Source organism: uncultured Parabacteroides sp. (assembly GCF_902493135.1).
Lineage (GTDB): Bacteria > Bacteroidota > Bacteroidia > Bacteroidales > Tannerellaceae > Parabacteroides.
The window spans coordinates 1-15,793 of sequence record NZ_CABUOD010000010.1; the positions used below are offsets into that span (position 1 = coordinate 1).

At 46.9% G+C, this 15,793-nt stretch carries 14 protein-coding genes; 12 read left to right on the forward strand and 2 right to left on the reverse strand.

Annotation, left to right across the window (positions count from 1 at the left end):
* The first annotated feature begins 161 nt into the window (after positions 1–161).
* The 3 genes from RDN79_RS06315 (at position 162) to RDN79_RS06325 (ending at position 6,933) form a co-directional block, all read left to right on the forward strand.
* Positions 162–1,913, forward strand: coding sequence for an alpha-L-rhamnosidase C-terminal domain-containing protein (locus tag RDN79_RS06315; protein WP_298552373.1), 1,752 nt, complete (start codon positions 162–164; stop codon positions 1,911–1,913).
* Between the two features lie 17 nt (positions 1,914–1,930).
* Complete coding sequence (locus RDN79_RS06320) at positions 1,931–4,510, forward strand: family 78 glycoside hydrolase catalytic domain (protein ID WP_298552376.1); 2,580 nt, start codon at positions 1,931–1,933, stop codon at positions 4,508–4,510.
* A 218-nt stretch (positions 4,511–4,728) separates the two neighbouring features.
* Positions 4,729–6,933, forward strand: coding sequence for an alpha-L-rhamnosidase C-terminal domain-containing protein (locus RDN79_RS06325; protein ID WP_298552378.1), 2,205 nt, complete (start codon positions 4,729–4,731; stop codon positions 6,931–6,933).
* 38 nt (positions 6,934–6,971) lie between these two features.
* Here the strand turns inward: RDN79_RS06325 and RDN79_RS06330 are convergent, their stop codons facing one another.
* A complete protein-coding gene (locus RDN79_RS06330; RefSeq protein WP_298552380.1) occupies positions 6,972–7,604 on the reverse strand; it encodes an HU family DNA-binding protein in 633 nt (210 codons plus the stop codon).
* A gap of 255 nt (positions 7,605–7,859) precedes the next feature.
* Positions 7,860–8,105 carry a PD-(D/E)XK nuclease domain-containing protein gene (locus tag RDN79_RS06335; protein ID WP_374044493.1) on the reverse strand — a complete coding sequence of 82 codons (246 nt, stop codon included), beginning with the start codon at positions 8,103–8,105 and terminating at the stop codon, positions 7,860–7,862.
* A 608-nt stretch (positions 8,106–8,713) separates the two neighbouring features.
* Between RDN79_RS06335 and RDN79_RS06340 the strand changes: the two genes are divergently transcribed.
* The 9 genes from RDN79_RS06340 to RDN79_RS06380 all read left to right on the forward strand — a co-directional run bounded on the left by RDN79_RS06340 (position 8,714) and on the right by RDN79_RS06380 (position 15,791).
* On the forward strand, positions 8,714–8,965 hold the full coding sequence (locus tag RDN79_RS06340) for a hypothetical protein (RefSeq protein WP_298552382.1): 252 nt from the start codon (positions 8,714–8,716) through the stop codon (positions 8,963–8,965).
* Positions 8,962–9,231, forward strand: coding sequence for an SEL1-like repeat protein (locus RDN79_RS06345; RefSeq protein ID WP_308572990.1), 270 nt, complete (start codon positions 8,962–8,964; stop codon positions 9,229–9,231). Before RDN79_RS06340 ends, RDN79_RS06345 begins: the two co-directional genes overlap by 4 nt.
* A 78-nt stretch (positions 9,232–9,309) precedes the next feature.
* Positions 9,310–10,371 carry a hypothetical protein gene (locus RDN79_RS06350; RefSeq protein ID WP_298552384.1) on the forward strand — a complete coding sequence of 354 codons (1,062 nt, stop codon included), beginning with the start codon at positions 9,310–9,312 and terminating at the stop codon, positions 10,369–10,371.
* A gap of 4 nt (positions 10,372–10,375) precedes the next feature.
* Complete coding sequence (locus tag RDN79_RS06355; RefSeq protein WP_298552386.1) at positions 10,376–11,437, forward strand: DUF1848 domain-containing protein; 1,062 nt, start codon at positions 10,376–10,378, stop codon at positions 11,435–11,437.
* The gene (locus RDN79_RS06360; protein ID WP_308572993.1) at positions 11,437–12,120 is read left to right on the forward strand and encodes a hypothetical protein; all 684 of its coding nucleotides are present in this window, start codon (positions 11,437–11,439) and stop codon (positions 12,118–12,120) included. Before RDN79_RS06355 ends, RDN79_RS06360 begins: the two co-directional genes overlap by 1 nt.
* Positions 12,120–13,154, forward strand: a complete 1,035-nt coding sequence (locus RDN79_RS06365) for a radical SAM protein (RefSeq protein ID WP_298552391.1) — start codon at positions 12,120–12,122, stop codon at positions 13,152–13,154. Before RDN79_RS06360 ends, RDN79_RS06365 begins: the two co-directional genes overlap by 1 nt.
* Positions 13,155–13,273: 119 nt before the next feature.
* Positions 13,274–13,438, forward strand: coding sequence for a DUF3791 domain-containing protein (locus tag RDN79_RS06370; protein WP_308572995.1), 165 nt, complete (start codon positions 13,274–13,276; stop codon positions 13,436–13,438).
* 121 nt (positions 13,439–13,559) lie between these two features.
* Entirely contained in the window at positions 13,560–14,582 is a 1,023-nt protein-coding gene (locus tag RDN79_RS06375) for a DNA/RNA non-specific endonuclease (RefSeq protein WP_298552395.1), read from the forward strand.
* Between the two features lie 159 nt (positions 14,583–14,741).
* A complete protein-coding gene (locus RDN79_RS06380) occupies positions 14,742–15,791 on the forward strand; it encodes an efflux RND transporter periplasmic adaptor subunit (RefSeq protein WP_298552397.1) in 1,050 nt (349 codons plus the stop codon).
* The last annotated feature ends 2 nt before the right edge of the window (positions 15,792–15,793 follow it).

Sequence of the window (15,793 nt, forward strand, 5' to 3'; positions counted from 1 at the left end):
AGCGCCCGGAGCGTCTGCTGTTTGAGCGAAGCGAGTTTCAGACGCGACAGCGAACCGGAGGGAACGAAGTAGCGAGACAGGTTAAGCCGTGAACTTTTGGTTACTTTTCTTTCAAGAGAAAAGTAACAGATAAATCATCATTCATATAAACACCATATACCATGAAAACATTATTTATTTTTATATCTCTATTCTTTGCCGTATCATTGTCCGCCCGGCAACGCGATAGCCGGGTCCGTGAATATCTTCCTCCCGTACGCATCGTTTGGCAACAGGAAAGCCGGCTGATAAAGGGGGCAGACCATTTGCTTCTTCCCGGAAACGGACAAACCAATCTTGTGAATCATAACATCTGTAAGCTTTCGAGTACCGACCGGCAACATCCTGCCATCCTCCTTGATTTTGGAAAAGAGCTGCAAGGCGGCTTGCAAATCGTTACCGGTATGCCGGCTTCGCATGAACCTGTCGCCGTCCGCATCCGTTTGGGTGAGTCGGTAAGCGAAGCCATGTGCGATATTGACGGGGTGAACGGCGCTTCCAACGATCATGCCATGCGCGATTTCACCATTCGCCTGCCTTGGTTGGGGGTCATGGAAGTGGGTAATTCCGGATTTCGGTTTGCCCGGATTGATCTTTTGGACGATTCCGCCGAGTTGCATATTAAAGAAATACGTGCCATCTCCGTTTTTAGGGACATCCCATATAAAGGCTCATTTCGTTGCAACGACGAACGGTTGAACCGGATTTGGCAGACCGGTGCTTATACGGTGCATTTGAATATGCAGGAGTATATTTGGGACGGCATCAAACGTGACCGTTTGGTCTGGATTGGCGATTTGCATCCGGAAGTGATGACGGTCAACACTGTTTTCGGATATAACGAGGTGATACCGAAAAGCCTTGACTTGATCCGCGACGCTACGCCGTTGCCCGGATGGATGAACGGGATGTGCAGCTACTCCATCTGGTGGCTGCTGATCCAGCGCGACTGGTACTACTATCAGGGTGACTTGGCTTACTTGAAGGAACAGAAAGACTATCTGACCGGTTTGCTCCGTCTCCTGATCTCCAAAGTCGGTGAAGACGGTGTGGAGAAGCTCGACGGAGGAGGGCGTTTCCTCGATTGGCCGTCCAGTGAAAATCCGGTTGCCATCGATGCCGGCTTGCAAGCCTTGATGCTGCAAGCGATGAAGGCCGGAAACGAACTTTGTGAAGTGCTGGGCGAAGATGCGTTGGCTGCCGAATGCGAAGCTGTTTCTAAGAGAATGGTCAAAGCCGCTTCGAAGGTGATAAAACCTTTCCTGAAATCCGGTGTCGCACCGGACGCGCCGGGATCGAAACAGGCGGCTTCCTTGTTGGCGCTGGCAGGATTGATGAAGCCGGAAGAGGCCGATCGGAAATATCTCTCGGTCAATGGAGGGCATGGGTTCTCTACCTTCTATGGCTATTATATGCTTCGTGCGATGGCCGCCGCCGGCAATTATCAGGGAGCGATCGACGTGATACGCCAATTTTGGGGCGCGATGCTCGATTTGGGTGCAACTACTTTCTGGGAAGATTTCAACTTGGACTGGTTGCCCGGTGCTTCCCGCATCGACGAACCGGTTCCGGCAGGCAAGAAAGACATTCATGGCGGTTACGGGGGGTATTGTTATAAAGGTTTCCGCCATAGCCTTTGTCACGGCTGGGCTTCCGGCCCGACCTCCTGGCTGAGCGAATATGTGTTGGGTGTCCAGGTTGTGGAACCGGGCTGCCACGTTGTCCGGATCACACCGCATTTAGGTGACTTGGAGTGGGTGGAAGGAACGTTCCCGACTCCTTACGGCGTGATCGGCATCCGCCATGAAAAAGGCGCTGATGGGAAAGTCCGGAGCCGGATCGATGCTCCGTCCGAAGTAAAAATAGAACGATAATCAAATCAGAAAAAGATATGGGAAAGAAAAACACATTGTTGATCTGCTCGCTTGCCTTCCTCTCGTTGATAGGTTGTAAAGGTAAAAACGAGCTTACGGTTCCGGTGAACCTGCGAACCGAATACTTGCGCGAACCGATCGGTTTGGATACGAAAAATCCCCGTTTCACCTGGGAATACAAAGGAGGTGAGAAGAACTTCCTGGCTTCCCGTTCGGAAATCCGCATCGGGACCTCGCCGGATAACCTGCAACCCTACACCGGCGATATGGCATTGGAACCGCATACCCGTTACTATTGGAACGTGACGGTATGGGACCGGGACGGAGACATCTGCGAGACTTCGGAAACGGCTACTTTCGAGACAGCCAAGTTCGAGCCGTCCGACTGGTCGGGAAAATGGATAACCGACAGCCACGACAAGGAATTCGAGCCGGCCCCCATGTTCCGCAAAGCCTTTACATTGGGCAAAGAGATCGATGAAGCCCGCGTCTATGTGGCTGCCGCCGGTTACTACGACCTGTTTATCAACGGCAAACGGGTAGGAGAGAACTACCTCGATCCGGGCTATACGCATTTCGACAAACGGATCCTGTACGTGACGCACGATGTATCATCCTTGTTGAAGAAAGGCGAAAATGCTATCGCTTCGGTGTTGGGCAACGGCTGGCACAACGTACAGTCCAAGGCCGTCTGGAATTTCGAGACCGCCCGTTGGCGCAACCGTCCCCGGATGCTCTGCGAACTGCGCCTCCGCTATACCGACGGCACGACCGAGGTCATCGCCACCGACGAAAGCTGGCGTACGGCGACCGGTCCCTATACCTATAACAATATCTATAGTGGCGACAAATACGACGCCACGTTGGAAGAAAACGGTTGGAACGCCGAAGGTTTCGACGACGGCAAATGGGCTCCGGTACAGGTTACGGAAGCTCCGGCACCCTTGTTGGCCGCCCAGCAGATGCCGGGTATCCGGATTACGGAAGAATTGCCGCCTGTCTCGATGAAGAAGTTCAGTGACAAACTCTATGTATTCTCTTTCGAAAAGAACTTTGCCGGCCTGTCCCGCCTGAAAGTGAAAGGCGCTCGCGGCACGCGGATCACCTTGAAGCATGGAGAGTTGCTGAAAGCGGACGGCCGTCTGGAACCGGGAAATATCGATGTCTATTATCATCCCGTGAAACCGGGCGAGGTCTTCCAGATGGATGTCTTCACGCTGAAAGGAACGGGTGAGGAGGAAGTCTTCATGCCTTCGTTCGCCTATCATGGTTTTCAGCATGTGGAAGTCGAGAGCTCGGCTCCTGTAACCCTGACAAAAGAGAGCCTGACCGGACTGTTCATGCATACGGCGGTTCAGCCCGTCGGCTCCTTCGCCTGCTCCGATCCGTTGCTGAACAAGATATGGAAGGCGACCATGGAGGCCTACCGCAGCAACCTGCACAGCATCCCGACCGATTGTCCGCAGCGTGAAAAGAACGGCTGGACGGCCGATGCGCATGTCGCGATCGACCTCGGCCTGTTGGGCTTCGACGGTATCACCTTGTATGAGAAATGGATGAACGACTTCATCGACAACCAGCGCGAAGCCGGTGAAATCTCCGGCATTATCCCGTCAAGCGGCTGGGGATACGGCGAATGGCCCGGTCCGGTATGGGATGCCGCCATGTTTATCATCCCGAACGCCCTGTATAACTATTATGGCGAGACACGCAGTATCGAGAACCTGTATCCTACGATGTTGCGCTATCTGGATTACCTGAAAGCAAAAGAGAAGGACGGCGGCTACCTGACCTTCGGCCTGGGAGACTGGGTGTACTGGAAGTCTACGACCGACAATACCTATACCTCTACCGCCTATTATTATCTGGATTACACCTTGATGGCCCGTTTCGCCGGCCTGTTGGGTAAAGATGCCGCTCCTTACCGGCAGAAAGCCGATGAGTTGAAAGACTTGGTCAACCGTAAATTCTTCAATCCCGAAACGGGAGTCTATGCCGAAGGAACCCAGACGGCACAGGCGATCGCCCTCTATTTGGGTATCGTACCGGAAGGGAAGGAGCAGTTGGTCGCCGATAAACTTTGCGAGGTCGTGCGTGCCAACAACCATTTCCTCGATTTCGGCCTGCTCGGAAGCAAGTCGGTTCCGGCCATGCTGACCCGCTACGGCTATGTCGAGGATGCCATGAAGATGATTACGAAGACGGAAGCTCCTTCCTGGGGCTATTGGGTGGAAACGATGGGATATACGACGCTGCCTGAAACCTGGACATTGAGTCCTGAGTTCCGCGACGCCTCCCTGAACCATGTCTTTATGGGAGATGTCTCTGCCTGGATGATGAACCAGCTTGCCGGTATCAATTACGATGCTGCCGGACCCGGTTTCCGCCATATTCTGATTACCCCTCATTTCGTGGAAGGAATGGATTGGGCGAAAGGTGAGTATCATTCCGTACGCGGATTGATTTCGAGCGAATGGAAACGGGAGGGAGGCAAAGTCACCCTTACCGTGACGATCCCGTCCGGCTGTACGGCGGATATCCGTGTCGGCGATAAGACGGAAACGGTCGGTTCGGGTACGTATGTTAACACTTTTTAGGAAGGGGTGTGTCAACCGAGGCATCCTCACCTGTAGGGAAGCCTCGGTTGACACCTGTGGGGAAGCCTCGGTTGATACCTGTGGGGATCGAGGCTTCCCCACCTATAGGGACACCACGGTCGACACCTATGGGGATCGAGGTACCCCCACCCGCGGGGCACAGGGATCCTCACCTATGCCGCCTTCTTGTTTATGTTGAACTGTAAATTTAGATTAAGATGAGAAAGTATCTATTGCTATTATTGTTGGCCGGGTGGTTCGTTTCCGGCCGGGCCGAATCCGGCTGGAAAGCCCATTGGATCAATACGGAACGTTGCCAGAGCGCGACGAATACCTGGCTGGCTTTCCGTAAAACCGTCCATATAGACAAGGTTCCGCAAACACTTACCGCCCGCATCGCTGCCGATAGCAAATATTGGTTGTGGATAAACGGCCGTTTGGTCGTCTTCGAAGGCGGATTGAAACGGGGACCTTCTCCTTATGATACCTATTACGATCCGGTCGAGATCGCTCCTTATCTGCAAAACGGCGAGAATACGATTGCCGTGCTGGTCTGGCATTTCGGCAAGAGCGGGTTCAGCCATGTGAACAGCGGGCTGGCGGCTTTGCTGTTCGAAGCGGTCGCTCCTGGCATCGAGATCGTTTCCGACAAGAGCTGGCAATGCGCCGTATATGATGCCTATCAGAATACGGGTGCTCCCTATCCGAATTTCCGCCTGCCGGAAAGCAACATCCGTTTCGATGCCCGGATGGAGATGTCCGGATGGAACCGGCCCGGCTATACGGGCAGGATGCCGAATGCCGAGGTGATTTCGCCTGTCGGGGTCGCCCCTTTAGGCAAGTTGGTCGAGCGTCCGATACCCTTATGGAAAGACTACGGCTTGAAACCGTATGTCAGTGTCCGCCGGTCGGCTGCCGGCGATACGCTTTATTGCCGCTTGCCTTATAACAGCCAGGTGACTCCTTACCTGAAGGTGGAAGCTCCTGCCGGCAAGGTGATCCATATCCGGACGGACAACTATGAGGGCGGCTCCCAATACAACGTCCGCGCCGAATATGTCACGCGTGACGGCGTGCAGGAATATGAGAGTTTTGGCTGGATGAACGGCCACGAGATGCTGTATATCCTGCCGGAAGGCGTGAAGGTGTTGGATGTGAAATTCCGGGAGACCGGCTACAATGCCGAATTTACGGGTTCTTTCAGTTGCAACGATCCGTTTATGGACGAACTCTGGAAACGTTCGGCCCGCACCTTGTATATCACGATGCGCGACAGTTATATGGATTGTCCGGATCGCGAACGGGCGCAATGGTGGGGCGACGAGGTGAACGAATTGGGCGAGGCTTTCTATGCCCTTTCTCCCTCCAGCCATAAGCTGGCGCTGAAAGGCATCCACGAGCTGATGAACTGGCAACGCGAAGACGGCGTGATCTTCGCTCCGGCCCCGGCGGGCAACTGGCGGAAGGAACTGCCGTTGCAAATGCTGGCTTCGGTGGGCTGGTACGGTTTCTATACCCAGTATTATTATAGTGGCGACAGCAGTTTCGTCGCCGGTATTTACGACCGCATGCACCGCTACCTGCACGAGGTATGGCAAGTCGACAAGAGCGGCCTGGTCGTCGAGCGCGACGGCGATTGGAGCTGGGGTGACTGGGGCGAGAACATCGACATGGGCGTATTGTCCAATTGCTGGTACTACTTGGCGTTGAAGGCAGAGAAGGCTTTTGCCCTCCAACTCGGCAAGACGGCCGATGCCGGCAAGATCAGCCGCATGATGTACAGCATCGAGAAATGCTTCGACACGAAGTTCTGGACAGGATCAGCCTATCGTTCCCCCGGCTATAAGGGAGAAACGGACGACCGTGCGCAGGCGATGGCTGTCGTTTCCGGCTTGGCTTCCGCCGATAAATACCCTGCCTTAGTTAAAGTCTTGAAGAAGGAATATCATGCCAGCCCGTATATGGAGAAGTATGTGCTCGAAGCCTTGTTCCAGATGAATGAACCGGCGTTTGCCTTAGAGAGGATCAAACAGCGTTATGCGAAAATGATGAATTACCCCGAATATACGACCCTGTTCGAAGGCTGGGGAATCGGCCCGGACGGTTTCGGCGGCGGCACGATCAACCATGCCTGGAGCGGCGGCCCGCTTACGCTGCTGAGCCAGAAAGTATGCGGCATTGAACCAACTTCCCCAGGTTTCCGCTCCTTCAAAGTCTGTCCGCAGATGGGAACTCTGACCGATGCCTCCGCCACGATCGACACGCATTTCGGCAAGATCGAGGTGTCGCTGAAACGGAAGGGAAAAAAGATACAAGTCGCCCTTTCCGTCCCCGAAGGGACGGCTGCCGAAGTCCCGGTGTCGAAAAGCCGGATGAAACGGTTGGAAGCAGGCGAACACTCGTTTGTCATTCCTGTGTTATAATATTGTCATTCCGGAATAAAGTAAGGAAAAGAGGGCGTTCAGCCCTCTTTTTTGCGTATATACACTTTGTGTTTCCCGCTGCCTGAGAAGGTGATCCCGCTGGATGGGGCATGGCGGAAACGTTGTAGTTCCAATGTCGCGCTTGTCCGTTTCAGCCCGGTGATGCGCATATAGTCGGACACGTGCATGACGTGATGCTCATCCAAAAACCGTAAAGCCTGTGCGAGGCGCTCCTCCTCTGCGTAGGGCGACGACTTGATGCGGCTTGTCCCGCCACGCGTGAGCTTGCACCGCCGGTTGGTGTCGCGCACTAATTTCTTGTCCGCCCGGAAGCTGACTCCGTTCACCTTAAGGCTCTGTGCGTTCCGTTGCGGCTCTCCTTCCGCCAACGTGTCTATCTCTTTGTCTTTCACTACACCTAATTTGGGTTTGAACGTCCCGATCCCTTCGAGTGTCACCGACCGTCCGTCAGCCATGCACCGTGCCAGTTGTTCCGCCACGGCGGTCATTACCGACACCACACTTGCCCGGCTCAGCCCCGATCCGGGATAGGCGATCTCATCCATAAATTGGTTCGCGTCGATGTTTTCTTCTATCTTCATCCTGTAGTACACGCGCTTCTCGCCTTTATCGTTGAGGTCGCTCATTTCCTGTGTGATATATCTTGCCATGCCTGCTGTATATGAATTGTTTTGCTTGCTATAGGAATATCCTTTCGCTCCTTGCATACCAATACTTATTTGCCGTATTATTTCCAAATCTTAACCACTGATTATATAATCAGTGCCACAGATTACAGAATAGTTGGGCATAAAAATTTGTTTTTCAGTCCGGATACACACTTTTGCATAAAACAAGAAAGCCTCTCTGGGTGTGTCGGTTGGTGGCATACCCAGAGAGGCTTGTGTGTCATTGCGGGAGCCGGGCTATTCTATCACCCAGCTTTCTATATTCCTGTCTTTCGTGCTGAAGTTTACTCTGACTTTGGTTATCGGCAGATTGCATAAGGCGAACCGGTCCGGGTAGTTTTTCAGATCGATTTGCTTGATGGCATCCCGGGCTGTCCCGTCCAACTTCATTTTCATTATATAGAGGTCGCTCATTGTGCGTATCACTAGGTCTATCCGTCCCTTAGAAGTGTGCACTTCCACATCGGCGTAGGCGCCCAACAAGGTGAAGATGATATATCAATGTCTCCATAGCGTATTTTCTTATATACTCTTACAAAGCTATCATTTATTCCTTACAATACAAATGGTTGTATAAAGATTAACTTTGCAGTGGATGGTAGGGGGAGAATGGTTTGTTTTTGTGGCTTGTGGAAAAAGTTTATGTACTAAAAGTAGTATAGTAACTAAAAAAATGGTAGTTTTGCCATGTCTCCCTCACGCCGAAGCCAGATCTGCTAAGGCTGGCCGGATGGGAGGGACGCATATACATAAAGGCGTTTACTGAACGCTTTGGTTTTGACGCTATAAGAATCTCGCAAATTCAAACTGTTCGTTAATAACAAAGCAATGGTGAATGCCCCTTGGGTGTATTATATACTACCGTGATTGATTCTACGCTTGAAGGCAGGCGTGGAAGCATAAAGGGGTAGGTTATATATTCACATCGGCGTGGGGCTTTCGACGTTGCTCGTTTCGACGAACAGGGCAATGCGAGAGCCTTTATAGCGTGGAACGGGCGACAGGACTGGCTCCACGTTTTGTGTATATAGCTATCTATATTATTATGAATCTTCGCCAAGGTAGCCAAGCGGAATAATCTCGTATTAACGATGAATGACGAAGTATTATTAAACTATTTACAAAAAGCTCGTGAAGAGTATTATTTGTCTGGAAGCGAGACCGAGAAAAATCGTATAGGAACTACCTTACGTTCCTGGGCTAAAAACTTGGATAATGAGCACAACTTCGGATTAAATGATAGTGCTGTCAGTGGTTTATTTAGTCATGGCCGTGTTAAAGTAGATTTGGATCACTCTATTGAAGTCCTAAGTAATAAAATTCAAAGGTCGAACGAATTATGAAGATTAAGATATTATCTTTTAGTTCCACGATCAGCGCATGTTTATCTTTCTTGTTAATGATTGCTTGTGATAATAGCATTCAAAAGAGAGATGGGAGTGGAAATGTGGCGTTCTTAGCTTACCATTTGTCTACTTCGTCCCTTTCTATCATGTGTTGGAAGGGAAAGGGGATTCCTAAAGACACTGACCAGGCTTATGTCTGGTACAAAAAAGCAGCAGATCAAGGTCTCGATGAAGTTAAGTCTATGCTTAAATATTTTAAATAAATTCACAGGGAACATTTGTTTTTTGCACATTTGATTCTTTATTATTAATCTCGCCAAAGTGGCCAAATGATAAAATCTATGGAAGTTATCTTATTGATAATCATAATTTGCTTTGTTGTATATTGTTGTATCAAAGGAATTATTAAGATAGAAAAAAATGAGACAAGGCATCAAGTCTATGATGATATTGAGGAAAAACCTTCTGTAGCTACAGATTACAAGGAGGTTGAAGAAACAATAGATGATCCTGTCCCTGTTTTTCCGGAAATAGAAGAACTTTCCCAAAAAGCGGTGAATGAAATAAGAGATCCGTTTATGATAGAAGAAGATACAGGATATAGTATGTATTTGAATAGTGTTTATAAACTGGAAGTATCCGATATTCAAAAGTTTGCTCGAGAAGAAGCTAAGACCCTACCTCCTCCTCCAGGAAGGGGCAAGATTCCATTGAAAGACGAAATAGAAATGTTTCAATATGTAAAATCGTACGCTAACATGCATTATGCAAAAATTCAATATGCCATTGAAAATCTGATGTGGTGTGAAAATCCGGGTAGTATTCGGATTGTAGATTGGGGGTGCGGTGTAGGATTGGCTACTATTAGTTTCTTAGAGGTAACTCAACTTGATAATTGCTCTTTTTATACGTTGATAGAACCAAGCGAAGTGTCGCTTAAGAGAGCTGCATTACATACAAAGCTGTTTCACGAACAGCAATCTAATCGAAAGTTTGAATGTCGGACGATATGTAAAGAATTTGACGAGTTGTCAGATATTGATGTTATACAATCATTAGAGTTTGGAAATATTACTGTACATTTGTTTTCAAACGTGTTGGATGTGGAAAGCTATGATATGATGCGTTTGGCATATTTGATAAAAAGAACTCAAATAGGGAAAAATGTCTTTATTTGTGTAAGCCCATACCAAACAGTCCAACTTTGTAATCGGATAGATGATTTTGTAATGTCTTTTTCTGATTGTTCCGATTTTCAAATAATTTGTAGTGACGAATCAAAGAAAGAAGATCAGGTATGGTCTTGTAATTCTTTGTTTAAAGGATATCAGTGCTATAATGATTGTGAACAATGTAATAGTAAGTGGACAAAAATAGTCAGAGTGTTTTCTGTTAATTTGTAATTGTATGAATAGTAATAGAAAAGAGATAATGATATTAGAAAGTGGAGAGGCTGTTCCTGTTTTCTCGCCAGTTATAGTTTCAGCTAGTCGTTCTACAGATATACCTGCTTTTTATGCAGATTGGTTTTTCAATCGGTTAAAAGAGGGATATTCTTGTTGGAAAAATCCATTTTGCGGAAATAAAAAGTATGCAATTTCGTATTGCAATACTCGTTTCATTGTTTTTTGGTCAAAAAACCCATTGAATTTATTGAATTATATAAATACCCTTGAAGAACGTCATATAAGTTGTTATATACAATATACTTTGAATGATTATGAAGACGAGAAGTTAGAAAAAGGTGTGCCACCTTTGGTGCAACGTATTGATACATTCAAACGATTAGTTGATCGGCTTGGGGTGGGGCGTGTAGTATGGAGGTTTGACCCATTGATTCTTACAGATAAAATTTCGCAAGAAGATTTATTAAGAAAAATCGAGAACATAGGTGATAAGTTAAAAGGGTATACTGAAAAATTGGTTTTTAGTTATGCTGATATTCTTTTATATGGCCGTGTAGAAAAGAATTTGAGAAAAAATGAGATACAATATATTGATTGGACTCCAAGCATGATGTCCGATTTTGCGCAAAAGTTGTCTTCTCTTAATAAAAAATGGAATTATATATTAGCTACATGCGGTGAAAAAAAGGATTATGAACAATATGGAATAAAAGCCAATAAGTGTATAGATGATGACTTAATAATACGTTTTGCATATAATGACAATGTATTGATGAAACATTTAGGCGTAGAAATTAGAAAAACAGGAATGGATTTGTTTGATAACTCTATTCCTGATGGAGCATTGGATTTGGGCAATGGATTATATGCTCTTAAAAGGTATGAGAAAGCCAAAGGACAGCGTGCTCTTTGTCAGTGCATTGAGAGCAAGGATATAGGAGAATATAATACTTGTCCTCATTTATGTGAATATTGCTATGCGAATGCGAATAAAGATAGTGCCATTCGGAATTATAACGTGCATAAGCAAAATCCATATTCTGAAACAATAACAGGGTACTAATGGATAGAAATATGAGAATGAAAACAGATAAGCCAACGAAAGAAGAACTGATAACTCGCCTAAAGGAAATAGCGAGAGATGACATAATTGTTCATGTGCCGCAAAGGAGTGCGATGTGTTATAGTCCGTGCGCTACGCCTTGGATAGAACACACCTGTGATATTTGCGGTCAATCAGCAGAAATGAGTGGATGGTCTCGTGATTATGAATTGATTAACCAACATGTGCAAGAAATGAATGAACTTGGATATCAGGCAGAGTCGAGAGATATTTGTCCGGAGTGTATGAAAAAGCAAATTCTTAGTAATTCGTACGACACAAAGGATTTGTCACCTGTTTATTGGAGTAATATGTATCGAGCTTTTTACTTTAGAACAGCAGAAAGTGAGCCGTATCATATTGCCCTCTCTTCTGATTTAAATTCATACAGAGCCGTTCTCTATTACTTAAAAGACAATCGTTTTTATTCCAGCGATCATGGTGACATGGAATTGCTAAGGGATAATATAAAGTGCATCGAAAAAATGACAGGCATTCATATAAGCGAAGGTATGCAAGAAGGTAAAACTCCGGAGCAATTAATCGGGGAATTAGAAGAGTCTCTTTCGGAAAAAAAACAATGGGAATCAATACGAGAGCAGAATAAACAGAAGTATAACGAAGAAGACGATTTACCATTCTAATGGCAACTCAAATACCCAAATCAGTCGTTCTTGAATTGACTTATAGATGTAATCACAAGTGCCTTTTTTGTTCATGTCCTTGGTATGCCCCCAATTCAACTTATAATAAAGGAAGAGAACTTTCTCTGGATGAGTGGCAAAAAGCTATATTAAAGTTGTTTAATTTGGAAGTGGAAACGTTCTCTATTTCGGGAGGGGAGGCTTTATTAAAGGAAAATTTAGCGGAAATCTTGACTTATATCCGAGAAGAGGGAGACAAAAGAGGTTTACATTACCCTATAGTGTTGATCTCTAATGGACGGATAATGAATGAGAATTGGCTTCTGCTGTTTAAAAAGCTCGATGTTCAACTGAGTATGAGTCTGCCTGGATATTCGACATTCGCAGAACATACCCAAGTGGATAATGCCGATGGTGTTTTATACTGGTTCTCAAAAGCCAAAGAGATTGGTGTACACGCGATGGTGAATGTTACAGTAACAAAGAAGAATTATGAGGAACTGTTCGAAACCATATCTTTAGGATTGATCAATGGTGCAGACGGACTTTTGCTAAACCGCTTTTTGCCAGGTGGACGGGGATTGGAATATATTGAAGAACTTTCATTGTCTAACGAGCAACTCAATGGTATGCTTGATACCGCTGAAGAGGTACTTTCACTCTCAAATCGCTATGGGCATGTCGGAACTGAGATTGCGTTATGTTCTATTCTTGATCCCCAGAAATACAAAAGATTAGGGATTGGATATCAATGTGCGGCGGTAAAAGGGTTCTTCGTGGTTGGACCATCCGGTGAAATCAGGACATGTAACCATTCGTCTAAAATTGTGGGACATATATTCTCTCAAAGCTTGATTACAGATGTCGATTATTGGAATTTGTTTGCAGATAGTTCTTATAAGCCAAAAGGCTGTTCACTATGCCACAGAGTATCATCATGCGATTGCGGGTGTAGGGAAGTCGCTCGTATCATAAATGGAGATGCAACAGGTGTTGATCCATCGTTAAGGATTGGACCTGTTTGCAGGCTTTGAAAGCCGGGAACATGTGACGGAAGAGATGGTCAGCAGTTTGCAAAATTGGGAGAAGCATAAGTTGGGAAAATAAAACCATGTTAAGCGATATATTACTTTGGAATAAAATCGGGCGAATCGTGACACAAGTGCATAAGGCATTGGACATCACACCTGAAAGAGCTTTTGATCTCTTCTATGAGTCGAAGACCTGCGAGCGGCTACATGATCCGCAGGATTATCTCTATCTGATGGGTGACTTATACATCGTAGACGAACTCATACTGGAATTGCAGGGGAGATGAAATAGGATAAAAACTGCATTTAAACCATCTTTTCTAACAATCCAAACCAATATATATGTTGTACAGCATCCTTATATTGCCTACTTTTGCGCCCAAGTAGGAATAGGTTTTATCAAGAGAGATGGCAAAGAGAAAAAGCGTAAGGAAACCGCGGAAAAAGGTTCAGAAGACTTCAGGCTTCCTTTCCACAGTGAAGTGGATGTTTATGGGGGCGTGTATCGTGGTGGCTTGTTTTATAGGGTTTCTGTTCATATATGATTACTTTGCTCCGGCGACCGGACATGAACCGGCGGCTTTGGAGAAAAAGGGACAGGAGGCAGTTTCATCTAAAAAAGCTGTAAACACTCTGAAAGAAAAGACACCGGAAAAGTCGCCAGTGAAGAAAGTTCCTGCAAAAGAAACCGCTGCCAATAAAGCTCCAGCCAAATCTTCCACAAAGACATTTAAGATCCCCGCAAATACGGAGATACCCCGCTTAAAGGCAAAACGCCGGGAGCAGGTTATCAAGCATGAAGGATATACGGTCTCTTACAATTCCGAATATCGGATTGCCAACTGGGTCGCATACGAACTGACGGCGACGGAGGCCAAAAGCAAAAAGACGGAACGCTCTAACAAGTTTGTGTCCGACCCGCAGGTCAAAGGCGCGACGGCAACCAATGAAGATTATACACGTACCGGTTATGACCGGGGGCATCTGGCTCCGGCAGGCGACATGAAATGGTCTGCTAAAGCCATGCGTGAGTCTTTCTACCTGAGTAATATCTGCCCGCAGAAACCGAAATTGAACCGGGGCATCTGGAAAGACCTGGAGGAACAGTGCCGCTTGTGGGCGTTGGAGAACGGTTCGCTTTTGATCGTTACGGGTCCCGTCATTACAAACGATATGAAACGGTTAGGGAAAAACAGGGTGGCGATCCCCAAATCTTTTTATAAAGTAATATGTTATCATACGGGAGAAGGTTACAAAGGTATCGGATTCCTTTTCGAAAACAGGGATTATAAGGATAATTCACTGAAAACGATGGCAATTCCTATCGATAGCGTGGAGAAGGTGACAGATATTGATTTCTTCCCGTCTATCCCGGACGATCAGGAAAAAGAAATGGAGAAGGCGGTCGATTGGAGCAGTTGGTCGTTTTAATGCATATATCCGAAAAATTATCGGAGGGCAGCCTTTGAAATCCTGTGGAAACCGGAACAATCGATTTTAAAAGAATGTTGTATTCTTAAGGTGTAAAGGCCTGGGTATGCAATTAATAATCAGAATATAATAATGACAAATAACTAAATGAAAGTTATCATGAATGGTAAATTAATCCCCGTTTTTGTATTGGCAGCATTGATGTCGTGTAGTCAGCCGCCGGTGAAGGAGCAAGGTCCCCGTCCGGTGAAGCTGGCGGAAGTGACCTCTTTGAATCTTGTGGAAAAGTCGTTTAGCGGCGTCGTATCGCCGGACCAGTTCAGTGACCTAGCCTTTAAGATGTCCGGACCGCTGATTTCGCTGAATGTGGATGAAGGGCAAAAAGTCCGTACGGGACAGGTCGTGGCAGAGATCGATCCGCAGGATTTCAAATGGGAATATGAAGCGAAGAAAGCCTCTTTCCAAACGGCCGAAGCACAATTGCAACGTGCCAGGAAACTGTTATCCAAACAGGCAATTTCCAAGCAGGAATATGAAACGACCGAAGCCTCTTATTCAAATGCAAAGGCTGCGTTCGAATATGCACAGAACCAGTTGGAACAAACCAAACTGCGTGCTCCGTTCGATGGATTTATCCAGAAGAAATATGTAGAGAATTATCAGAAAGTGCAGGCCGGACAAGGGATCGTTTGCCTCATCAACCCGGACAAGTTGCAGATCCAGTTCACGATGCCGGAGACGAACATCACCTATTTCTCTACTCCTTACCAGATATATGTGGAATTCGACAACTACAAAGGCATCCGTTTCAAAGCGAAGGTCAAGGAATATGTGGAAGCGTCTCCCGATGGTTCGGGCGTTCCCGTCTTCCTGTATATCGACGATCCCGAATTCAATCTGAACAAATACAAGGTCGCCGTTGGTTTTTCTTGCCGCGTGGTCCTGAATATCGAAAGCGAGAGCTTTAACGAGGGAGCGGTGTTGGCACCTCTCTCGGCTATTGTCGCCAGTGAAGAAAACAACGACAAATTTGTGTTTGTCTATAATGCCCAGTCGCAAAAGGTGGAACGTCGCCGGATTGAAGAAGCCGGACTGGTCGGAAAAGACGATGTTATCGTTCTCAAGGGCCTGAATGCCGGCGAACAGGTGGTTTCCGCCGGAGCTACCCGTCTGGTTGAAGGGCAACAGGTAAAAGTATTAACAGATTAAGT